The sequence below is a fragment of the Streptomyces sp. NPDC038707 genome, from assembly GCF_040636485.1.
GTDB lineage: Bacteria > Actinomycetota > Actinomycetes > Streptomycetales > Streptomycetaceae > Streptomyces.
The window spans coordinates 74,976-95,345 of record NZ_JBEZUP010000023.1 but is presented as its reverse complement, the minus strand read 5'-3'; the positions used below and the strand labels follow the sequence as shown (position 1 = coordinate 95,345).

The following is a 20,370-nucleotide window of genomic DNA, read 5'->3' as shown; positions in this document are numbered from 1 at the left end:
CGAGCAGGTCGCGACCGGGTGAGCCGTCAAGTCACCACCCGCCAAAAGGCGATTCGTCAACACGACTCGTCAATCACACACACCCGGCCGGACCTTGCCCGACAAGGTCCGGCCGGGTGTGTGTATGGTCACTTTGCGGCTCTCGGTCAACTCGCCTCGAACGTAACGCTTCGACCGATTCGTACACCCGGGAAACCTGCTGTGCGACGGCCGTACGCCCTTGACAGCGACATGTTTCATTGCCGACACATCCTGCCGGGTCCGGCGGATTGTGTTGCTGCGGACCGCCGACACGCCATAGAGTCGCCAACCGTCGGCATGGTGCCACGCTGACCTTGTCTAGAAGTTTCCTGGTCACCAAGGAGGTAAGACGACTTGTGAATGAGTCGACATTTTCTCCCGGGGGTGGTCAACCAGGAATGCCGGTCCGGGGCCAGGGCCCCGCGGGATTCGAGGCTGTCGGCTCCGTAGCTGTGCGCACCTTCGCAGCCCACCAGAGTTCCGGTCCGCACACGACCGGGACAGCACACCAGAGCATGGATGGCCATCACGTGAACGCCATGGCCGGCGACGGAAGTGGCGCGCCCCACAACCACTTCGCCGACTACGACGAACTGCCCGAGGGGCACTTCTACGACCCCGACGCCGAGTACGAGCCGGATCCGGAGTACGCGGCCACGCTCGCGCCCGACGCGGCCCGTCAGCGCCGTGAGCGCATCGGCCCGACCGGACGCCCGCTGCCCTACTTCCCGATCCCGGGCCCGCTGACCGACCACGGCCCCGCGAAGATCATCGCGATGTGCAACCAGAAGGGCGGCGTCGGCAAGACGACGTCGACCATCAACCTGGGCGCCGCGCTCGCGGAGTACGGCCGGCGCGTGCTGCTCGTGGACTTCGACCCGCAGGGCGCGCTGTCGGTGGGGCTCGGGGTCAACCCCATGGAGCTGGACCTCACCGTCTACAACCTGCTCATGGAGCGGGGCATGTCCGCGGACGAGGTCCTGCTGAAGACCGCGGTCCCCAACATGGACCTGCTGCCCTCCAACATCGACCTGTCGGCCGCCGAGGTCCAGCTGGTCTCCGAGGTCGCGCGCGAGTCCACGCTCCAGCGGGCCCTGAAGCCGCTGCTGCCCGACTACGACTACATCGTGATCGACTGTCAGCCCTCGCTCGGCCTGCTCACCGTCAACGCCCTGACGGCCGCGCACAAGGTCATCGTGCCGCTGGAGTGCGAGTTCTTCGCGCTGCGCGGTGTGGCCCTGCTGACCGAGACCATCGAGAAGGTCCAGGAGCGGCTCAACCCCGAGCTGGAGCTCGACGGCATCCTCGCCACGATGTACGACTCGCGCACCGTGCACAGCCGCGAGGTGCTGGCCCGCGTGGTCGAGGCCTTCGACGACCACGTCTACCACACGGTCATCGGCCGCACGGTCCGCTTCCCGGAGACCACGGTCGCCGGTGAGCCGATCACCACGTACGCCTCCAACTCCGTCGGTGCCGCCGCCTACCGCCAGCTCGCCAGGGAGGTGCTCGCCCGGTGTCACGCCGAGTGAGTCTGCCGGGGGCCGACGAACTCTTCCGCACCACAGGGGGGACGGCGCTCCAGCCGTCCACTCCCCGGCGCGCGGCGGGCGGCGAGGCCCGGGTGCCGGCTCCCGCCGGGGAGAGCGACGAGACGGCCGCCGGGGAGGACGTACCGCCGTCGGTACCCGTCCGCGACGGTGACGGCGAGGGCGCGGAGCACGTGGCGGCGGACGCCGAGCCCGCCGGGACCGGCGAGTCCCGCAGCCGCCCGGTGCGCCGCCAGGCGGCGCAGGAGACACCGGCCGCCGCGCAGCCGCAGCCGCGCAAGCGCGGGCGGACGGCGACCCGGCGGCCCAGCGGGCGCGAACGGCACGACGAGAAGATCACCGTCTACGTCTCGGCCGAGGAACTGATGGACCTGGAGCACGCCCGGCTGGTGCTCCGCGGCGAGCACGGGCTCGCCGTGGACCGCGGCCGGATCGTCCGCGAGGCGGTGGCCGTGGTCCTGGCCGACCTGGAGTCCCGCGGGGACGCGAGCATCCTCGTACGCCGGCTGCGCGGGCGGTAGCGATAGCCTGCGGGGGCCATGACCTCGAACGACACCCCCGCCCCCGGCGCACCGGCCGGCCGTCGGCGTGCGCTGGGGCGGGGTCCGGGCGCGGACCGGGCCGAGCCGGCCGCCGTACCCGCCGAGGCCCCCGGAGCGGAGCCGCCCGAGCCCGGCCCTGCCGCGCCGGAGCCCGGGCCGGCTGAGTCCGGGTCCGCTGCCGACGGTGTCTTCACGGTCCGCCTCGCCAACTTCGAGGGCCCCTTCGACCTGCTGCTCCAGCTGATCTCCAAGCACAAGCTGGACGTCACCGAGGTCGCCCTGTCCAAGGTCACCGACGAGTTCATGGCGCACATCCGGGCCATGGGACCGGACTGGGACCTGGACCGGACCACGGAGTTCCTCGTCGTCGCGGCCACCCTGCTCGACCTCAAGGCCGCCCGGCTGCTGCCCGCCGCCGAAGTGGAGGACGAGGCCGACCTCGCCCTGCTGGAGGCCCGGGACCTGCTGTTCGCGCGGCTGCTCCAGTACCGCGCCTACAAGCAGATCGCCGGCATCCTCGACCAGCGGCTCGGCGAGGAGGCCCGGCGGCACCCCCGTACCGTCGGCCTGGAGCCCGGGCACGCCGAGCTGCTGCCCGAGGTCGTCATCAGCATCGGCCCCGAGGGCTTCGCCCGGCTGGCGGTCAAGGCGATGCAGCCCAGGCCCAGGCCGCAGGTCTACGTCGACCACATCCACGCCCCGCTGGTCAGCGTGCGGGAACAGGCACGGCTCGTGGTCGCGCGCCTCAGGGAACTCGGCGAGGCGAGCTTCCGGGCACTGGTCGAGGACACCGACGACACCCTCACCGTCGTGGCACGGTTCCTGGCGCTGCTGGAGCTGTACCGGGAGAAGGCCGTCGCGCTGGAGCAGGAGACCGCCCTCGGTGAGCTGCTGGTGCGCTGGACCGGCGGGGACGGGGACGGGACGCCGCTGGTCACGGACGAGTTCGACCGGCCCCCCGAGCGGCCCGAGGAGGAGAGGAAGACATGAGCGCGCCCGCCGATCTCGATCTCAAGCCCGCCCTGGAGGCGATGCTCATGGTCGTGGACGAACCCGCGACCGAGGAGCACCTGGCGCGGCTCCTGGAGCGGCCCCGGCGGCAGATCGCGGACGCGCTGCGCGAGCTGGCCGACGAGTACACCGCGCAGGGCCGCGGCTTCGAGCTGCGGTTCGTCGCGGGCGGCTGGCGCTTCTACACCCGCGCCGCCTACGCGCCCGCCGTCGAGCGGCTGGTCCTGGACGGCCAGACCGCCCGCCTCACCCAGGCGGCGCTGGAGACGCTGGCCGTCGTCGCCTACCGCCAGCCGGTCAGCCGCAGCCGGGTCTCCGCGGTGCGCGGGGTGAACTGCGACGGCGTGATGCGCACCCTGCTCCAGCGCGGTCTGGTCGAGGAGGCGGGCACGGAACCCGAAACAGGTGCGATCCTGTACAGGACGACGAACTACTTCCTGGAGCGGATGGGCCTGCGCGGCCTGGACGAGCTACCGGAGCTCGCGCCCTTCCTCCCCGAGGCGGAGGCGATCGAGGCCGAGACCCAGGAGGGAGTCCCGTCGTTCGACCCGGACGCGCCCGACGCGCCCGGCGGTCAGGACGCAGACGACTAAGACGGAAACCTTGATGCGAAGCAGCGGCAGCGGCAAGAGCGGCGGGCGCGGTAACTACCGCGGTGCCGGCAACGACAGGGACCAGAAGCAGGGGCAGGGCCGGCCCCGCAAGCCCCGCCCCGAGGAGCGCCGCTACGACGTGGGCCCCGGGGCCACCAAGGACGGTCCCAAGGCAGGTCGTGGCGGTGCCGCGCGCGGCGGCGCCAAGGGCGGTCCGAAGCGGCCCCAGCAGGGCAGCCGCACGGCCCCGGCGCGCTCGCGCGAGTACGAGACGCGGGTCGAGGAGCGCAACCGGGAGCGGTACGCGGGCAAGAAGGACATCAAGCTGCCCAAGACCTTCCCGGGCGCCGAGCAGGAGGGCGAGCGGCTGCAGAAGGTCCTCGCGCGCGCCGGCTACGGCTCCCGGCGGGCCTGCGAGGAGCTGATCGACCAGGCCAGGGTCGAGGTGAACGGCGAGATCGTCACCGAGCAGGGCAAGCGGGTCGACCCGGAGAAGGACGAGGTCAAGGTCGACGGCCTGACCGTGGCGACCCAGTCGTACCAGTTCTTCTCGCTGAACAAGCCCGCCGGCGTGGTCTCCACCATGGAGGACCCCGAGGGCCGGCAGTGCCTCGGCGACTACGTCACCAACCGCGAGACCCGACTCTTCCACGTCGGCCGGCTGGACACCGAGACCGAGGGCGTCATCCTGCTCACCAACCACGGCGAGCTGGCCCACCGTCTCACCCACCCGCGCTACGGCGTGAAGAAGACCTACCTCGCGGCCATCGTCGGCCCGATCCCGCGTGACCTGGGCAAGCGGCTGAAGGACGGCATCCAGCTCGAGGACGGCTACGCCCGCGCGGACCACTTCCGGGTGGTCGAGCAGACCGGCAAGAACTACCTGGTCGAGGTGACCCTGCACGAGGGCCGCAAGCACATCGTGCGCCGCATGCTCGCGGAGGCCGGCTTCCCGGTCGAGCGGCTGGTGCGCACCGCCTTCGGCCCGATCACCCTCGGCGACCAGAAGTCGGGCTGGCTGCGCCGCCTGTCGAACACCGAGGTCGGCATGCTGATGAAGGAAGTCGATCTCTAAAGCGCCTTGCCATGATCACCGTCCCCCTTTATTGTCATGATGACGATAAAGGGGGACGGTGCATATGCCCAAGCAGCCGGCGACCGGAGCGCTTCTCGGACTCGCCCTCGGGGACGCCCTCGGCTACCCGACCGAGTTCAAGACCGTGCCGCTGATCGAGTCGACGTTCGGGCCGTGGCGCGAACGGGACCTGCCGCGGCCCGCGCTCGTCTCCGACGACACCCAGATGACCCTCGCCGTCGGCCGCGCCCTGCACGCCGCGCTGGACCTCGGCGAGCTGACGCCGAAGGGGCTGGAGGAGCCCCTGCGCACGGAGTTCACGGACTGGTACCGGTCGCCGGAGAACAACCGCGCCCCCGGCAACACCTGCCTCAGGGCCTGCGAGCTGCTCCAGGCGGAGGGCCGCGCCTGGCAGGACGCGAGCCAGCTCGGCTCCAAGGGCTGCGGTGCCAACATGCGGGTCGCCCCGATCGGCCTCGCCCCCCGCCTGAGCGAGGAACAGCGCGCCGGCGCCGCCCAGTTGCAGGCCGCGCTCACCCACGGCCACCCCACCGCGCTGGCCGCCTCCGACCTCACCGCCCACGCCGTCCACCTGCTCGCCCGGGGCGCCGACCCCGCCGGACTCGTCGGACGGCTGCGCTCCTACGCCCTGGAGCACCGCACGCACTACGACCACGGCTGGCTCGGCGACCTGTGGACCCGCTCCCAGGACCCCGGCCCCGAGCACTTCATCGCGCGCGGCTGGGACGAGTGCCTGGAGATCCTCGGCCGGCTCCAGGCGGCCGTGCGGACCGTCTCCCCGGAGACCGACCCGTGCCTGGCCACCGGCGAGGGCTGGATCGCCGAGGAGGCCCTCGCCACCGGGCTGCTGTGCTTCCTGCTCTTCCCCGACGAGCCCGTCACCGCCCTGCGCCGGGCCGCCTGCACCGCCGGCGACTCCGACTCCGTCGCCTGCCTCACCGGCGCCTTCGCGGGCGCCTGGCTGGGGGCGGACGCCTGGCCCGCCGACTGGGCCGAGCGGATCGAGTACCGACGCGACCTGTCGGCCCTGGGCACGCTCTGGGACGCTTAGGCCCATGCTCGACGATCTCGACATAGACCTGGCTCCGGTGATCGCGGAACAGCCCGACCCGCTGCTGTTCGCCACCGTCTCCGGAGCCCACCTGTACGGCTTCCCCTCGCGGGACTCCGACGTGGACCTGCGGGGCGCCCATCTGCTCCCCGCCGCGGACCTCGTCGGCCTGCGCGAGCCGGAGGAGACCCGCTCGCGGGCCTGGGTCCGCTACGGCGTCGAGCTGGACCTCGTCACCCACGACCTGCGCAAGTTCGCCCGCCTGATGCTGCGCCGCAACGGCTATGTGCTGGAGCAGCTGCTCTCCCCGCTGGTCGTGCACACCTCGGAGGCCCACCGGGAGCTGACCGCGCTCGTCCCCGTCGTCCTCACCAGCCACCACGCCCACCACTACCGCGGGTTCGCCGCGACCCAGTGGCGGCTGTTCGAGAAGACCGGCGAACTCAAGCCGCTGCTCTACACGTTCCGGGTGCTGCTCACCGGCATCCACCTCATGCGTGCCGGCGAGGTCCAGGCGCATCTGCCCACGCTGCTCGCGCAGGCGGGCGGGCCCGGCTATCTGCCCGAGCTGATCGCCGCCAAGCGGGAGCGGGAGAAGGCCCGCGCCGACATCGACCGGGAACGCGTGGCGAGGGACGTGGAGCGGCTGCACTCCGCGCTGGACGAGGCGCAGGCCGATTCACCCCTGCCCGACACCGCCACCGCCCACGACGCCCTCCATGACTTCGTGGTCCGCCTCCGCCTGGAGGGCTGAGCGGAAACCGAACTCCCCAGAAAATTCACACCAGTCGTACAACCTTTCACATCCGTCCCGGGTCAGATCAGCGGAGTCACCCGACTCTCTGAATTCGATCGTGGGGAAACACATGCGCATCCGTGCCTCTGTCGCCGTCGTGGGCGGCGCTCTGGCCCTGTCCGCCCTCGCCGTACCGGCCGCGCAGGCCGACGGCAGCCAGGGCGACACCAAGATCACCAAGGTGGTCGTGGACGGCGACAACAAGGTGCAGATCGGCACCTCCAGCGCGGTGACCGTCAAGATCAGCGTCACCGCGACGGACAACTCGGGCATCAAGGGCGCCGACGAGTTCGACATCTACGGTCCGGACAACGGCTACGCGTCGACCACCAAGCCCACCTGCACCAAGGTCAACGCCACCACCTCCACCTGCACCGCCTCGGTGAAGATCGACCCGAAGACGGACTACCTCACCAACAAGAGCGCCGGCACCTGGTACGTGGACGCGTGGATCGACGCCAACGACGACGACTACATCTGGAAGGAGAAGGCCGGCTCCTTCTCCTTCCGGCGCGCCGCCAAGCTCACCGCCAACGCCACCCCGGAGCCGGTGAAGAAGGGCAACACGATCACCGTCACCGGTGCCCTCACCCGCGCCAACTGGGAGTCGCTGAAGTACGGCGGCTACGGCGCGCAGTCCGTGAAGCTCCAGTACAGCAAGAAGAGCACCACCGGTTACACCACGGTCAAGACCATCAAGGCCGACGCCAAGGGCAACCTGAAGACGACGGTCAAGGCCACGGCCGACGGTTACTACCGCTTCTCCTACGCGGGCAGCTCCACCACCGGCGCGGTCAACTCCGCGGCCGACTTCATCGACGTGAAGTAAGCCCCGCACCCCCGGCCGGCCGGGCCGCGCGACGCACCGTCGCGCACCCCCGGCCGGCCCGTTCTCCTCGGGCTCCACCTGCCGGTGGCCGTCAGGAGCCGAGCGGGAGCGGGCCGTCGTCCGCGGTGTTCCGCACGGTCCGGTGGTCCGGTTCCGCCTGGAGGGCCGAGGCGCGGCGCACCCGGTACAGGAAGGCCGCGACGCGTGCGTGGTCCGGCTCGGGCGGGAGCGGGCTGCCGGGCAGGGCCTCCTCCGTCTCGGCCGCCAGCCGGACCATCCACGCCTCCACCCGCGCCCACGGCACCTCGCCCCGCTTGACCGCCAGCAGGGGCTCGCGCAGTTCGCCCACGTCCAGTCGCAGCCCGCCGGTGCGCAGCAGGTCCCGGGCGGCCGCCAGCAGGCGCAGCAGATGCATCGCGTGCTTCCAGCGCGGGGCGCCCGTGGTGCGCACATCGGCGTCCAGGCGCTTGCGCTGGCCGAGGGCGTACCGGGTGAAGGTGTCGTAGGCCCGCCGGGACAGGAAGGCGCCGCGCAGGGACAGCAGCTCGCGGCCGGTGTCGTCCGCGTGCTCCACCAGCGGGGAGTGCAGACACTCCAGGATGTTCGGGTTGCCGCGCAGCGCCAGCTCGCAGAACCGCTCCAGCTCCCAGGAGAAGCGCTCCTCGCCCGGCCCCTCCACATGCGTCGGCGGCTTCTCGAACCGCCAGAACAGCGGGGTCGGGGCGAGGAACACGCCGCGCCGGTCGGTGTCGGAGCCCTCCGTCGCCAGCCCGAAGGCGCGGGAGCCCATGACACAGGCGTAGACGGTGTGGTCGCGTACCAGGTCCTGCGGCTGCATCCCCGGAGCGTACGCGCACGCCTCAGGCCAGGTAGACGGAATTTCCCCGCACCGTGACCGGCTCCTCGGCCAGCGGCCGGTTCGCCGGGCCGTCGGCCACCGAGCCGTCGGCGATGCGGAACCGGCTGCCGTGACACGGGCACAGGATGGTGCCGTCCGTCACCTGGCTGACCGTGCAGCCCTGGTGGGTGCAGACCGCCGAGAACGCCTTGAAACGGCCCTTCTCCGGCTGGGTGACCACGATCTTCCGGTCCGCGAACACCTTGCCGCCGCCCTCGGGGATGTCGCCGGTCCGGGCCAGTGCCTCCCCGGCCGGGACCGCCTCCCGGGCGGCGGGGGACGTCTCCCCGGCGCCGCCCTCGGCCTCGGGGGAGGGCGCCGCCGGTGCCGTGGGCGGCAGCGGGGCCGTGGAGCCGCCGTTCCCGTCGCCGCCGCACCCCGCGCAGCCCAGGGCGAGCGCGCCGGCGCCCGTGGCGAGAACTGTGCGCCGTGTCGCTGGCTGGGGCATGTCAGACCTCCGTACAGACGTACCTATCGGTGGATACCGGACGTTCCGTATCGTCTCAGCGCGCGGGCGACGCACGTCCGTACCGCGCGGGCTGACTACGCTGGACGGACCAAGAACGAAACACGCACGTCAGCGAGGAGCAGCGCCGTGGCGGTACGAGCGGTCCGGGGAGCCGTCCAACTGGAGCGGGACGACGCCGGTCACATGGCGGAGCAGGTCGGCGCGCTGCTCACCGCGGTCCTCGAACGGAACGGGCTGAGCGCCGACGACCTGATCAGCATCTGGTTCACCGCCACCCCCGACCTGCACAGCGACTTCCCGGCCGTCGCCGCCCGCCGGCTCGGCATCGTCGACGTCCCCCTCATCTGCGCCCAGGAACTCGACATCGCCGGCGCCATGCCCCGGGTCGTCCGCATCCTCGCCCACATCGAGTCGGACAAGCCCCGTGCCGACATCGCCCACGTCTACCTCGGCGCCGCCGCGGCCCTGCGCAAGGACATCGCCCAGTGAGAACCGCACTCGTCATCGGAACCGGTCTGATCGGCACCTCGGCCGCCCTGGCCCTGGCCCGGCGCGGAGTCGTCGTCCACCTCGCCGACCACGACCCCGGCCAGGCCCGCACGGCCGCCGCGCTCGGCGCCGGCACCGACGAGGCGCCCGACGGCCCGGTCGACCTGGCCGTCGTCGCCGCCCCGCCCGCCCACGTCGCCAAGGTGCTCGCCGACGCGATGCGCCGCGGCCTGGCCCGCGGTTACCTGGACGTCGCCAGCGTCAAGGGCGGCCCGCGCCGCGAACTGGAGGCGCTCGGCCTGGACCTCACGCCGTACCTCGGCACCCACCCGATGTCCGGCCGGGAGAAGTCCGGCCCGCTGGCCGCCACCGCCGACCTCTTCGAGGGACGCCCCTGGGTGCTCACCCCGACCCGGGACACCGACACCGAGGTGCTGAACCTCGCCCTGGAACTGGTCTCGCACTGCCGGGCCGTCCCGGTCGTCATGGACGCCGACGCCCACGACCGCGCCGTCGCCCTCGTCTCGCACATGCCCCACCTGGTGTCCAGCATGGTCGCCGCGCGCCTGGAGCACGCCGAGGAGTCCGCCGTACGGCTGTGCGGGCAGGGCATCCGGGACGTGACCCGGATCGCCGCCTCCGACCCGCGCATGTGGATCGACATCCTGTCCGCGAACCCGGGGCCGGTCGCCGACCTGCTCTCCGACGTCGCCGCCGACCTGACCGAGACGGTCCGGGCGCTGCGCGACCTGGAGTCCGCCGACGAGGTCAGGCGCACCGAGGGCAGCGCGGGCATCGAGGACCTGCTGCGCCGCGGGAACGCCGGCCAGGTGCGGGTACCCGGCAAACACGGGTCCGCGCCGCGGGCCTACGAGACCGTGGTCGTGCTCATCGACGACCAGCCCGGCCAGCTCGCCCGGATCTTCGCGGACGCAGGCCGGGCCGGCGTCAACATCGAGGACGTCCGCATCGAGCACGCCACCGGACAGCAGGCCGGCCTGGTGCAGCTCATGGTCGAGCCGAAGGCCCAGGCGGCGCTGAGGGAGGCGCTGCTGGAGCGGGGCTGGGCGCTGCGCCAGTAGCGCCGGCGCCCCGGGGCCCGCCCGGCTCCGCCCCCCGCGGCCCGCGTACGCTCGTCCGGCCCGGGCCCTGCGGCCCGCGTACGCTCGTCCGGCCCGGGCCCTGCGGCCCGCGTACGTCCGGACGAGTGACCCGCACCCAGTAACCTTGTGCGGGGCGCTCTCGCTCCCCGCACCCCGCCCGCACCGCACCAGGAAGGTGTCCCCCCGTGGAAAACGGCGCCGCCCCGACCGCCAGGCCCGTGATCGTCGCGATCGACGGTCCCTCCGGCACGGGCAAGTCGAGCACGTCGAAGGCCGTCGCCGCGCAGCTCGGCCTCAGCTACCTGGACACCGGCGCCCAGTACCGGGCGATCACCTGGTGGATGGTGACCAACGGCATCGACCTGGAGGACCCGACCGCCATCGCCGCCGTGGCCGGCAAGCCGGAGATCGTCTCCGGCACCGACCCGGCCGCCCCGGCCATCACGGTCGACGGCGTGGACGTCTCCGGCCCGATCCGCACCCAGGAGGTCACCTCCAAGGTCAGCGCGGTGAGCGCGGTGCCCGAGGTGCGCACCCGGATCACCGAGCTGCAGCGCTCGCTGGCCGCCGCCGCGGAGCACGGCATCGTCGTCGAGGGCCGGGACATCGGCACGACCGTCCTCCCCGACGCCGACCTGAAGATCTTCCTCACCGCCTCCCCGGAGGCCCGGGCGGCCCGCCGCAGCGGCGAGCTGAAGGGCGCCGACGTGCACGCCACCCGCGAGGCCCTGATCAAGCGGGACGCGGCCGACTCCAGCCGCAAGACCTCGCCGCTCGCCAAGGCCGACGACGCCGTCGAGGTGGACACCACCGAGCTGACCCTCGCCCAGGTCATCGAGTGCGTCGTCACTCTGGTCGAGGAGAAGCGGGCCGGGAAGTGACCGCTGCGCCGGTGCCCTCGGAGCGGGGGGCGGAGGTCGGCCGCCGCATCGGCGTCGGGCTGATGTACGGCCTGTGGCGGCCGCGGGTGCTCGGCGCCTGGCGGGTGCCGGCCACCGGCCCGGTGATCCTCGCGGTGAACCACTCCCACAACATCGACGGACCGATGGTGATGGGCGTGGCGCCCCGCCCCACGCACTTCCTGATCAAGAAGGAGGCCTTCGTCGGCCCGCTGGGCGCCTTCCTGACCGGCATCGGCCAGCTGAAGGTGGACCGTGCCACGGCCGACCGGGGCGCCATCTCCCAGGCCCTGGGCGTGCTGGCGGACGGGGGAGTGCTGGGCATCTTCCCGGAGGGCACCCGGGGCGAGGGCGACTTCGCCGCGCTGCGCGCCGGGCTGGCCTACTTCGCGGTCCGCAGCGGGGCGCCGATCGTCCCGGTGGCCGTCCTGGGAAGCACCGAGCGCCCCGGACGGCTGGCCAAGGCGCTGCCCCCGCTTCGCTCCCGTGTCGACGTGGTCTTCGGTGACCCGTTCGACGCGGGCGACGGCAGCGGGCGGCGGACGCGTGCCGCGCTGGACACGGCCACCGAGCGGATTCGCAGACAGCTCACCAGCCACCTGGAAAACGCCAGGCGCCTGACCGGGCGCTAGGTGACACTTGAGTAGTGGATCAGCCTCACGGGGCCGGTCCACCGATCACCACCAATGAACGACGAGGTACGGACTTCATGAACGACGACATCCAGCCCGACGGCTCGGCCGAGCACGAGTACGAGCACGGGGCTCTCGGCGACGCCGAGTACGCGCAGTTCATGGAGCTCGCCGCGGAAGAGGGCTTCGACATCGAGGACGTCGAGGGCGCCATCGAGGCGGCGGGCCACGGTCCGCTGCCCGTGCTCGCCGTCGTCGGCCGCCCCAATGTCGGCAAGTCGACTCTGGTCAACCGGATGATCGGCCGCCGTGAGGCGGTCGTGGAGGACCGGCCGGGCGTCACCCGCGACCGCGTCACCTACGAGGCCGAGTGGGCCGGCCGCCGCTTCAAGGTCGTCGACACCGGCGGCTGGGAGCAGGACGTCCTCGGCATCGACGCCTCCGTGGCCGCCCAGGCCGAGTACGCGATCGAGGCGGCCGACGCGGTCGTCTTCGTCGTGGACGCCAAGGTCGGCGCGACCGACACCGACGAGGCGGTCGTCCGGCTGCTGCGCAAGGCCGGCAAGCCGGTCGTGCTGTGCGCCAACAAGGTCGACGGCCCGAGCGGCGAGGCCGACGCCGCCTACCTGTGGAACCTCGGCCTCGGCGAGCCCCACCCGGTCTCGGCGCTGCACGGCCGCGGCACCGGTGACATGCTCGACGCCGTCCTGGAGGTGCTGCCGGACGCGCCCGAGCAGTCCTTCGGCACCGCGATCGGCGGCCCCCGCCGGATCGCCCTGATCGGCCGCCCGAACGTCGGCAAGTCCTCGCTGCTGAACAAGGTGGCCGGCGAGGAGCGCGTCGTCGTCAACGAGCTGGCGGGCACCACCCGCGACCCGGTGGACGAGATCATCGAACTCGGCGGCAAGACCTGGAAGTTCGTGGACACCGCCGGTATCCGCAAGCGGGTCCACCTCCAGCAGGGCGCCGACTACTACGCCTCCCTGCGCACGGCGGCGGCCGTGGAGAAGGCCGAGGTGGCGGTCATCCTGATCGACGCCTCCGAGAACATCTCCGTGCAGGACCAGCGGATCGTCACCATGGCGGTCGAGGCGGGCCGGGCGATCGTCGTCGCCTTCAACAAGTGGGACACCCTGGACGAGGAGCGCCGCTACTACCTGGAGCGGGAGATCGAGACCGAGCTGGGCCAGGTCGCCTGGGCGCCCCGGGTGAACGTCTCGGCGCGCACCGGCCGCCACATGGAGAAGCTGGTCCCGGCGATCGAGACCGCCCTCGCCGGCTGGGAGACCCGGGTCCCCACCGGCCGCCTGAACGCCTTCCTCGGCGAGCTGGTCTCGGCCCACCCGCACCCGATCCGGGGCGGCAAGCAGCCGCGCATCCTGTTCGGCACCCAGGCCGGCACCAAGCCGCCGCGGTTCGTGCTGTTCGCCTCCGGCTTCATCGAGGCGGGCTACCGGCGCTTCATCGAGCGGCGGCTGCGCGAGGAGTTCGGTTTCGAGGGCACCCCGATCCACATCTCGGTGCGGGTGCGCGAGAAGCGCGGCGCCAAGAAGAAGTAACCGCCGTACGGCAGGACGGGCGGCCCCTGGTTCTCCGGGGGCCGCCCGTCCTGTGCGGGGGGTGCCGTCACGCGCCGCGGCGCTGTCCCGGCGGCAGGGCGGCGGCCGGGGTGTACGGCGCCCCGGAGTCCTGCGGCCGGCCGAGCGTGCCGACCCGCTGCCACTGCGACTGCTGCCGGGCGCTGTAGGCCCCGGCGCTGTAGGCGCTGTAGGAGCTGCTGAACGTCCCCGTCCGGTGGCCGCCGTATCTGCTGCTGCCGTCCGGGAAGTCCCCGAAGGCGCTGAAGCCCAGCTCCTCCTCACCGCTGCGGTCGCCCGGCAGCGTGCGGAAGGTCTTGACCCACTCCGCGTAGAGCGTGTCGTAGATCGGCGTGGCCGACGGTCCACCGGAAGGCTCCTGCGCCGCCCGGGCGGACGGCACGGAGGAGAAGGACCGCCGGGGCGGTGTGTCATATGCGTGCACGTAGGTCCAAACGACCGGAGCCGCAAAGGGATGCGGCCGGCCGCCGGAGCGCGGGCACCTCGCGGGCGTATCTCACGTACCGGCGAGGGGGAGCGCCGCGGCGACCAGCTTCCCGTCGGCCGCGGCCTTGTCCAGCGCCTCCCGCAGCAGATCCTCCCGCGGCTGCCGCCCGATGGACCCCACCGGGGCCGCGAACATCAGCACCTGCTGGTGCTTGTTCGCGGCGGCCCGCCAGCCGTCCGTCACCTGGAGCGGCTGATGTGCCTGCCACCAGGCCACCGGCCGGCCGCCGTCGCCGCCCGGCTGGAGCACCGCGTGCAGCCGGCCCACGGCCAGCAGCACCGACCAGCCGTGCAGCACCGCCGGGACGGAGGTCAGCTCGGACACCGGGGTGAAGCCCTGCTCGACGAGGAGCGTGAGGAACTCGTCGCCGGGTCCGTCCGTGCCCGGCCGGACGATCGCGGAAGTGGGCTCGACCACGAGCGCGGGATGCAGCTCGCCGTCGACCAGGACCAGTCCGCTGGTCACGCCGAGCACCGCCTGCCCGGGCGCGGCCCGTGGCGGCTCGCTGTTGCCCGCCGGTTCGTCCTCGACGGCGCCGATGGACCGGACGGCACCCCGCAACTGCTCCTCCGTGACCTGGACGACCTGCGAGGGCAGGCAGCCGGCGTGGGCGAAGGCGAGGACGGCGGTCTCTTCGCCGACGAACAGGACGGTGCTGGTGCGCTCCTGCTCGGAGTCGCCCGGGGTGCGACAGGACGTGCAGTCGTAACTGCCCGGGGCGTTCTCTCCGGCGAGCAGCCGTTCGGCTTCTTCGTCGCCGATCTCGGCGCGTACGGCGTCACTGACGTCGAGCATGCGCGGCACGGGTGGCTCCCTCGGGATGCGGTGCTGGTGTCGGCCGGGTGGCTCCCGGCCGATGAGCCCCTGGGGTCGCGGGCTCATGAAGAAGACAACGGACGTCCTGTGGTGGGAGTCACGCCTTGGAACGGACCGGTTCACACCTTCCTCCGCGCAGGGTCACCCTGGGTGCCGGACGAGCCACACATCGTCAACTCCGTGCATCATGAAGGAACTTGAACGAGTGAGGTGGCTCACAGATCGTCGCGGAAGGCGATGGGAATATCCGGAAATCGCCGCATGTAGTGGGTGGCCGAAAATCGCCGCTACCTCTGGTAACCGGCAACTGGCCTGGCCCGACGGCGAGTTGGTTGATTCCCGCCGCCCGTCCTCCCTAGATTCCTCCGCCGTGTGCAACGAGCACCGCTCGGGTACGTCCGCCGGCCGGCGTCAGGCAAGCATGACCGCCGACACCGGCCGCGGCGGACGGGGCGGGCGCGAGGGACCGCGGTCGTGCGGGGTCCCGGCGCGTTCCGCCCGGGGGAGCCCGGGTCCGTGGAAAGGGATGTCTATGTCCGAGTGTGCCGATACCACCCGTCACCCCGCCCGTTCCGAGGGCACCCGCAAGGGCCGCGCCGCGGCCACCGTCGCGGGAGCCGCCCTGCTGGCCCCGCTGGGCCTGCTGGCCGCGACCGGCAACGCCGCCGCGGCGGACAACGGGGTGTGGGACCGCATCGCCCGGTGCGAGAGCGGCGGCAACTGGCACATCAACACCGGCAACGGCTACTACGGCGGGCTCCAGTTCTCCGCCGGCACCTGGCGCGCGTACGGCGGCACCGCCTACGCCCCGACGGCCGACCAGGCCTCCAGAAGCGCGCAGATCGCCGTCGCCACCCGGGTCCAGCAGGCCCAGGGCTGGGGCGCCTGGCCGGTCTGCTCCGCCCGGGCCGGGGCCTCGGGCACGGCCCCGGCGGCCGCCCGCACCGGCTCCTCCGGTACGGCGGCCCACCACAGCGGCGCGACGACGAGGTCCGCCGCACCCCAGCGGCAGACCCCCGAGAGGCAGGCCCCCACGCGGTCCGCCCCGGCGCGGGCGCCGGAACGCGCGGCGGCCGGCACCGGTGACTACACGGTCCGCGAGGGCGACACCCTGAGCACCATCGCCGCCCGGCACGGCACCACCTGGCAGCGGATCTTCGCCGCCAACCGGGCCGTCATCGGCGACGACCCCGACGTGATCGTGCCCGGCCAGCGCCTCGCGCTCTGAGCGCCGGACACGCTGTGCCGCACGGCCGCCGCCCCGCCCGGGGACGGCGGCCGTCCGGCCTCACGACCGCGCCTGATGCCCCTTCGGCTCCGGCTGCGGAGCCTCGGCCGCGTACTTCGGGTGGTGCAGGTCGAAGGCGGGGGACTCCGAGCGGATCCGGGGCAGGGTGACGAAGTTGTGCCGGGGCGGCGGGCAGGAGGTCGCCCACTCCAGCGAGCGCCCGTAGCCCCACGGGTCGTCGGCCCGGACCTTCTCGCCGTACATGGCGGTCCGCCAGACGTTGTACAGGAACGGCAGTGTGGACAGGCCGAGCAGGAACGAGCCGACCGAGGAGACCGTGTTCAGCGCGGTGAAGCCGTCGGCGGCCAGGTAGTCGGCGTACCGGCGGGGCATGCCCCCGGCGCCCAGCCAGTGCTGCACCAGGAACGTGGCGTGGAAGCCGGGGAAGAGGGTCCAGAACTGGATCTTCCCCAGCCGCTCGTCCAGCATCTTGCCGGTGAACTTCGGCCACCAGAAGAAGAAGCCGCCGAAGACCGCGAAGACGACCGTGCCGAAGACGACGTAGTGGAAGTGGGCGACGACGAAGTACGAGTCGGTGACGTGGAAGTCCAGCGGCGGGGAGGCCAGGATCACCCCCGTCAGACCGCCGAGCAGGAACGTCACGAGGAAACCCATCGCCCACAGCATCGGCGTCTCGAAGGACAGCGAGCCCTTGACCATCGTGCCGGTCCAGTTGAAGAACTTCACCCCGGTCGGCACCGCGATCAGGAACGACATCAGGGAGAAGAACGGCAGCAGCACCGAGCCGGTGGCGAACATGTGGTGCGCCCACACCACCATGGACAGCCCGGTGATCGCCATGGTGGCGCCGACCAGCGTCAGATAGCCGAAGACCGGCTTGCGGCTGAACACCGGGATGATCTCCGTGATGATCCCGAAGAACGGCAGCGCGATGATGTAGACCTCGGGATGCCCGAAGAACCAGAACAGGTGCTGCCACAGCAGCGCTCCGCCGTTCGCCGCCTGGAACACCTGCGAGCCGAACCGCCGGTCCGACTCCAGCACCAGCAGCGCCGCCGCCAGCACCGGGAACGCCATCAGGATCAGGATCGACGTGAACAGCGTGTTCCACGTGAAGATCGGCATCCGGAACATCGTCATGCCCGGCGCGCGCATCCCGATGATCGTGGCGATGAAGTTGACCGCGCCCAGGATCGTCCCGAAGCCGGACAGCGCCAGGCCCATGATCCACAGGTCCGGGCCGGCTCCGGGGGAGTGGTGGGCGTCGTTCAGCGGCGCGTAGGCGAACCAGCCGAAGGCGGCCGGCCCGTCCGGCACCAGCAGCGAGCCCAGCACGATCAGCCCGCCGAAGGTGAACAGCCAGTACGACAGCATGTTCAGCCGGGGGAAGGCCACATCCGGGGCGCCGATCTGCAACGGCATCAGCTCGTTGGCGAAACCCGCGAAGCTCGGGGTCGCGAACAGCAGCAGCATGATCGTGCCGTGCAGCGTGAACAACTGGTTGAACTGGTTGTTGTCCATCAGCTGGAGCCCGGGCCGGGCGAGTTCGGCGCGCATCAGCAGCGCCATGACCCCGCCGGCCAGGAAGAACCCGAACGCGGTGATCAGATACAGATGGCCGATCTTCTTGTGGTCGGTGGTGGAGAGCCAGTCCACCATCACCCGGCCGGCCCGGTGGCGCCCCGCCGGGCGCGCCGTCACCCCTGCGGTCTCGGTCCCCATCGCTCGCTCGCCCCTTCGCATCGTCGCGCCCGGGCCCGCCCGCCGGCCGTCCCCGGCCCGCGGACGCGCGGCCGCGAGCGGACGTCGTGATGCCCACCGGGCCGTGCACCGGGGCGGGGCGGCGGCCGGCGGTCGCGCTGGATCCGTGAATTTCCCATGCGGCGTCAGTTGCCTTGGCACCGCGCCGGATTGCGCGGGGAATCGCGCCCCGGGTCCGCCCCGATCCCCACTGCGGCACTTTCCGCCGGGGAATTCGAAGGCGCCGTCCGACACGCGTGAATTCTGTTCGATTACCCCGGTAAGGCGAACGGAAACCCCCGCGCGGGTGATGGACTTCGGGGAAAACCCGGATCGGGAAGCTGTGACGCAGATGTGACCGGGAGCGGTCCCTTCTCCTGTCCGGCCGGGCCCGGCTAGCGTGGCCGTATGGCACAGATTCCCACTCCGCCGGCGGAGCCCCAGGACAGCCCGGACGGGTACGTCGGCCTGGACGCCGCCCACGCCGAACGGCTCGCCCGGCAGCGCGGCTGGACCACGGTACGGGCGCTGCCGCCGGGCGCGGTCATCACCATGGAGTACCGGACCGGACGGCTGAACTTCGAGGTACGGGACGGCCGGGTGCGCCGGGCCTGGAAGGGGTGACCCGACGCCGGTACGGCGAAGGCCCCGCTCCTGTTCCCGGAGCGGGGCCTTCGCCGTCGGCGCGGGCAGGTGGTGCGTACCGGACCCGTCGCCCGACCCTCCGTCAGCCGCCCGTCACGGGCGGGCGGGCTGGGTCGTGCCGCGGGGGAGGCGGTCGGCGCCCGGCGGGCGGCGGCTGCCGGCCGGGGTGACCGGGGTGCGCTCCGCGCGGGTGGTGTGCGGTCCGGGCGCCAGGTGCGCCAGCCCCCGGGAGGCCCGGGTCGGGGAGACCGGCTCACGGGCCGGGGCCGGCTGCTCCGCCGGGGTGCCGAGCGGCCTGAGCACGACCGGCGCGACCGGGACGGCGGGCTCGGGCGCGGGCCGGCCGCGCCGGGTGCGCCAGCGGTCGCGCAGGTCGAACAGCCACAGTTCGGACTTGGCGATCAGCGGCTCGAACCAGGGCAGGGCGAGCAGGATCAGCAGACCGGCGGCCCAGCCCAGCAGTACGTCGCTCAGCCAGTGCGTACCGAGGTAGACGGTGGTGAGGCCGACGCCGAGCGAGGTGACCGCGGAGAGGGCCGACAGCCAGCGGCGCGCCCTCGGGGTGGAGGCCAGATAGGCCAGGATGCCCCAGGTGACGACCGCGTTGGCGGTGTGGCCGCTGGGGAATATATCGCCGCCCAGGCCCATCTCGTTCGAGCCGATCACGGTGGCGTAGTGCGGGCCGAGCCGTCCCATGCCGATCTTGGCGGCGCCGACGGTGGCGTTCAGCAGCAGCAGCGTGGTGGCGAGGGTGAGCAGCGGGCGCAGGGTGTGCTGGCGCCAGGAGCGCCAGCCGAGCCAGGCCGCGACCATCACGGCGGTGGGGCCGCGCTGGCCCAGCACCACGTAGTAGTCGAGGAAGGCGTGGATCTGAGGCCACTGCTGGTACGGCCGGAAGAACATGACCTGCCAGTCCAGCCGGACGAGCCAGGAGGTGGTCACGACGGCCCACACGATCGCCAGGTAGAAGGCCAGGGTCGCGGAGAACAGCACGACCCGGTGCCGGCTCATCCGCGGCATATCGATGTGGGCCGGTCGTTCCGGCTCCCGGTCCAGTCTGGCGAACACCCGGTCCAGACGCCGGGTGAGGTTTCGTTCGGTACGCACCCAATCGACGTTACAGCGAGTGAGCGGTGTTCCCGGACGAAACTGCGGCTTTGTGATGACGATGTGATGTGGGAAACCTCTCAAGGGCGCCCAGAATTCCCGAGATTCCGCAATCCGGTGAGTCCGTTCGAGCCAATTCCTTTGATCACTCCGGGTGTTGTTTATATGGTGCTTATGAATGCGTTAACCGGAGCCTGGTGCGGAATTCTCCCGGACGTCACCGGACCGCCGGAGCGGATCATGGAGCCCCGGGGCCGGTCGGCCGAACGCCCCGCGGGCCGCCCGTCACGCCCGCCGGACCGGCCGTGACCTGGGCCGCTCGGAAGGGGCGCGACCGGACGAGCACGGCGTCCGTGTGCACCGGCGGCGCGGTCGGAATCGGCGCCCCGGGTGACGCACGGCCACCTCGGCAGGGCCGCGCCCGTGATCAGGACCGGCGAGGGCGGCCGGGAAGCGGACGGAGGCGCAGCCGCCGCCGAAACCGCCGCGCCGCCCGGACCGGATGTCCCAGGCGGCCCACCGGGCCCGCACCGGTGGGCCGCCCCGCCGACACGTCCGGCGGCCCCGGGCGCAGCGAGCGGCATGCCGAGAGCGCGACGCCGGGGCGTGGAGGCGCGCACCGTGTCACGGCCGGTGCGCCGGGGGCGTGTGCTTCGGGGTGCGTGCCCGGCGCGCGCTTCGCGCCGCGCTCTCGCACGAACGAGACCACGCCCGCGGCGCGGACACGCTGCCGGTCCCGCCCCGTGCGG

Annotated in this window: 21 protein-coding genes; 15 read left to right on the top strand and 6 right to left on the bottom strand. The window is 72.4% G+C overall.

The features are described 5' to 3' along the window. The first annotated feature begins 419 nt into the window (after window positions 1-419). The 8 genes from AB0E62_RS27145 to AB0E62_RS27110 all read left to right on the top strand — a co-directional run bounded on the left by AB0E62_RS27145 (window position 420) and on the right by AB0E62_RS27110 (window position 7,489). On the top strand, window positions 420-1,553 hold the full coding sequence (locus AB0E62_RS27145) for a ParA family protein (protein WP_362199052.1): 1,134 nt from the start codon (window positions 420-422) through the stop codon (window positions 1,551-1,553). Next, entirely contained in the window at window positions 1,538-2,092 is a 555-nt protein-coding gene (locus tag AB0E62_RS27140) for a hypothetical protein (protein WP_362199050.1), read from the top strand. Before AB0E62_RS27145 ends, AB0E62_RS27140 begins: the two co-directional genes overlap by 16 nt. An 18-nt stretch (window positions 2,093-2,110) precedes the next feature. After that, a complete protein-coding gene (locus tag AB0E62_RS27135) occupies window positions 2,111-3,103 on the top strand; it encodes a ScpA family protein (protein WP_362199048.1) in 993 nt (330 codons plus the stop codon). Next, the gene (gene scpB / locus AB0E62_RS27130) at window positions 3,100-3,717 is read left to right on the top strand and encodes an SMC-Scp complex subunit ScpB (protein WP_362199046.1); all 618 of its coding nucleotides are present in this window, start codon (window positions 3,100-3,102) and stop codon (window positions 3,715-3,717) included. Before AB0E62_RS27135 ends, scpB begins: the two co-directional genes overlap by 4 nt. Window positions 3,718-3,730: 13 nt before the next feature. Further along, the gene (locus AB0E62_RS27125) at window positions 3,731-4,792 is read left to right on the top strand and encodes a pseudouridine synthase (RefSeq protein ID WP_362199044.1); all 1,062 of its coding nucleotides are present in this window, start codon (window positions 3,731-3,733) and stop codon (window positions 4,790-4,792) included. 64 nt (window positions 4,793-4,856) lie between these two features. Next, on the top strand, window positions 4,857-5,864 hold the full coding sequence (locus tag AB0E62_RS27120) for an ADP-ribosylglycohydrolase family protein (protein WP_362199041.1): 1,008 nt from the start codon (window positions 4,857-4,859) through the stop codon (window positions 5,862-5,864). Between the two features lie 4 nt (window positions 5,865-5,868). Beyond that, a complete protein-coding gene (locus AB0E62_RS27115; protein ID WP_362199038.1) occupies window positions 5,869-6,618 on the top strand; it encodes a nucleotidyltransferase domain-containing protein in 750 nt (249 codons plus the stop codon). A gap of 112 nt (window positions 6,619-6,730) precedes the next feature. Further along, window positions 6,731-7,489 (top strand): calcium-binding protein, encoded by a 759-nt coding sequence (locus AB0E62_RS27110; protein WP_362199035.1) that lies wholly within the window; start codon window positions 6,731-6,733, stop codon window positions 7,487-7,489. Between the two features lie 91 nt (window positions 7,490-7,580). Here AB0E62_RS27110 and AB0E62_RS27105 read toward each other — a convergent pair whose 3' ends face one another. Next, a complete protein-coding gene (locus AB0E62_RS27105; protein WP_362199032.1) occupies window positions 7,581-8,327 on the bottom strand; it encodes a nucleotidyltransferase domain-containing protein in 747 nt (248 codons plus the stop codon). Window positions 8,328-8,349: 22 nt separating this feature from the next. After that, a complete protein-coding gene (locus tag AB0E62_RS27100; RefSeq protein WP_362199029.1) occupies window positions 8,350-8,835 on the bottom strand; it encodes a Rieske (2Fe-2S) protein in 486 nt (161 codons plus the stop codon). Between the two features lie 147 nt (window positions 8,836-8,982). Here AB0E62_RS27100 and aroH point away from each other — a divergent pair, with 147 nt between their 5' ends. The 5 genes from aroH to der all read left to right on the top strand — a co-directional run bounded on the left by aroH (window position 8,983) and on the right by der (window position 13,538). Continuing rightward, window positions 8,983-9,345, top strand: a complete 363-nt coding sequence (gene aroH / locus AB0E62_RS27095) for a chorismate mutase (protein ID WP_362199026.1) — start codon at window positions 8,983-8,985, stop codon at window positions 9,343-9,345. Beyond that, complete coding sequence (locus tag AB0E62_RS27090; protein WP_362199023.1) at window positions 9,342-10,427, top strand: prephenate dehydrogenase; 1,086 nt, start codon at window positions 9,342-9,344, stop codon at window positions 10,425-10,427. The genes aroH and AB0E62_RS27090 overlap by 4 nt, the downstream gene beginning before the upstream one ends. A gap of 206 nt (window positions 10,428-10,633) precedes the next feature. Next, the gene (gene cmk / locus AB0E62_RS27085; RefSeq protein ID WP_362199020.1) at window positions 10,634-11,329 is read left to right on the top strand and encodes a (d)CMP kinase; all 696 of its coding nucleotides are present in this window, start codon (window positions 10,634-10,636) and stop codon (window positions 11,327-11,329) included. Next, window positions 11,326-11,979 carry a lysophospholipid acyltransferase family protein gene (locus AB0E62_RS27080; RefSeq protein ID WP_362199017.1) on the top strand — a complete coding sequence of 218 codons (654 nt, stop codon included), beginning with the start codon at window positions 11,326-11,328 and terminating at the stop codon, window positions 11,977-11,979. Before cmk ends, AB0E62_RS27080 begins: the two co-directional genes overlap by 4 nt. Before the next feature lie 77 nt (window positions 11,980-12,056). After that, window positions 12,057-13,538 carry a ribosome biogenesis GTPase Der gene (gene der / locus AB0E62_RS27075; RefSeq protein WP_362199014.1) on the top strand — a complete coding sequence of 494 codons (1,482 nt, stop codon included), beginning with the start codon at window positions 12,057-12,059 and terminating at the stop codon, window positions 13,536-13,538. A 67-nt stretch (window positions 13,539-13,605) separates the two neighbouring features. Here der and AB0E62_RS27070 read toward each other — a convergent pair whose 3' ends face one another. Both AB0E62_RS27070 and AB0E62_RS27065 read right to left on the bottom strand, forming a co-directional pair. Then, window positions 13,606-14,001, bottom strand: coding sequence for a hypothetical protein (locus tag AB0E62_RS27070; RefSeq protein WP_362199011.1), 396 nt, complete (start codon window positions 13,999-14,001; stop codon window positions 13,606-13,608). A gap of 72 nt (window positions 14,002-14,073) precedes the next feature. Then, window positions 14,074-14,868 (bottom strand): hypothetical protein, encoded by a 795-nt coding sequence (locus AB0E62_RS27065; RefSeq protein WP_362199008.1) that lies wholly within the window; start codon window positions 14,866-14,868, stop codon window positions 14,074-14,076. Window positions 14,869-15,412: 544 nt separating this feature from the next. Here AB0E62_RS27065 and AB0E62_RS27060 point away from each other — a divergent pair. After that, a complete protein-coding gene (locus AB0E62_RS27060; RefSeq protein ID WP_362199005.1) occupies window positions 15,413-16,108 on the top strand; it encodes a transglycosylase family protein in 696 nt (231 codons plus the stop codon). A 60-nt stretch (window positions 16,109-16,168) separates the two neighbouring features. Here AB0E62_RS27060 and ctaD read toward each other — a convergent pair whose 3' ends face one another. Beyond that, window positions 16,169-17,851 (bottom strand): cytochrome c oxidase subunit I, encoded by a 1,683-nt coding sequence (ctaD, locus tag AB0E62_RS27055; RefSeq protein ID WP_362199002.1) that lies wholly within the window; start codon window positions 17,849-17,851, stop codon window positions 16,169-16,171. A gap of 426 nt (window positions 17,852-18,277) precedes the next feature. Here ctaD and AB0E62_RS27050 point away from each other — a divergent pair, with 426 nt between their 5' ends. Continuing rightward, window positions 18,278-18,493: an I78 family peptidase inhibitor gene (locus AB0E62_RS27050; protein WP_362198999.1), complete on the top strand. Its 216-nt coding sequence runs from the start codon at window positions 18,278-18,280 to the stop codon at window positions 18,491-18,493. Between the two features lie 114 nt (window positions 18,494-18,607). Here AB0E62_RS27050 and AB0E62_RS27045 read toward each other — a convergent pair whose 3' ends face one another. After that, window positions 18,608-19,621 carry a phosphatase PAP2 family protein gene (locus AB0E62_RS27045; protein ID WP_362198996.1) on the bottom strand — a complete coding sequence of 338 codons (1,014 nt, stop codon included), beginning with the start codon at window positions 19,619-19,621 and terminating at the stop codon, window positions 18,608-18,610. Between the last annotated feature and the right edge of the window lie 749 nt (window positions 19,622-20,370).

Coding starts and splice junctions, on each gene's coding strand:
- AB0E62_RS27145 (WP_362199052.1), top strand. CDS start 420: ATGCCGGTCCGGGGCCAGGGCCCCGCGGGATTCGAGGCTGTCGGCTCC.
- AB0E62_RS27135 (WP_362199048.1), top strand. CDS start 2,111: ATGACCTCGAACGACACCCCCGCCCCCGGCGCACCGGCCGGCCGTCGG.
- scpB (WP_362199046.1), top strand. CDS start 3,100: ATGAGCGCGCCCGCCGATCTCGATCTCAAGCCCGCCCTGGAGGCGATG.
- AB0E62_RS27125 (WP_362199044.1), top strand. CDS start 3,731: ATGCGAAGCAGCGGCAGCGGCAAGAGCGGCGGGCGCGGTAACTACCGC.
- AB0E62_RS27120 (WP_362199041.1), top strand. CDS start 4,857: ATGCCCAAGCAGCCGGCGACCGGAGCGCTTCTCGGACTCGCCCTCGGG.
- AB0E62_RS27115 (WP_362199038.1), top strand. CDS start 5,869: ATGCTCGACGATCTCGACATAGACCTGGCTCCGGTGATCGCGGAACAG.
- AB0E62_RS27110 (WP_362199035.1), top strand. CDS start 6,731: ATGCGCATCCGTGCCTCTGTCGCCGTCGTGGGCGGCGCTCTGGCCCTG.
- AB0E62_RS27105 (WP_362199032.1), bottom strand. CDS start 8,327: ATGCAGCCGCAGGACCTGGTACGCGACCACACCGTCTACGCCTGTGTC.
- AB0E62_RS27100 (WP_362199029.1), bottom strand. CDS start 8,835: ATGCCCCAGCCAGCGACACGGCGCACAGTTCTCGCCACGGGCGCCGGC.
- der (WP_362199014.1), top strand. CDS start 12,057: ATGAACGACGACATCCAGCCCGACGGCTCGGCCGAGCACGAGTACGAG.
- AB0E62_RS27060 (WP_362199005.1), top strand. CDS start 15,413: ATGTCCGAGTGTGCCGATACCACCCGTCACCCCGCCCGTTCCGAGGGC.
- ctaD (WP_362199002.1), bottom strand. CDS start 17,851: ATGGGGACCGAGACCGCAGGGGTGACGGCGCGCCCGGCGGGGCGCCAC.
- AB0E62_RS27050 (WP_362198999.1), top strand. CDS start 18,278: ATGGCACAGATTCCCACTCCGCCGGCGGAGCCCCAGGACAGCCCGGAC.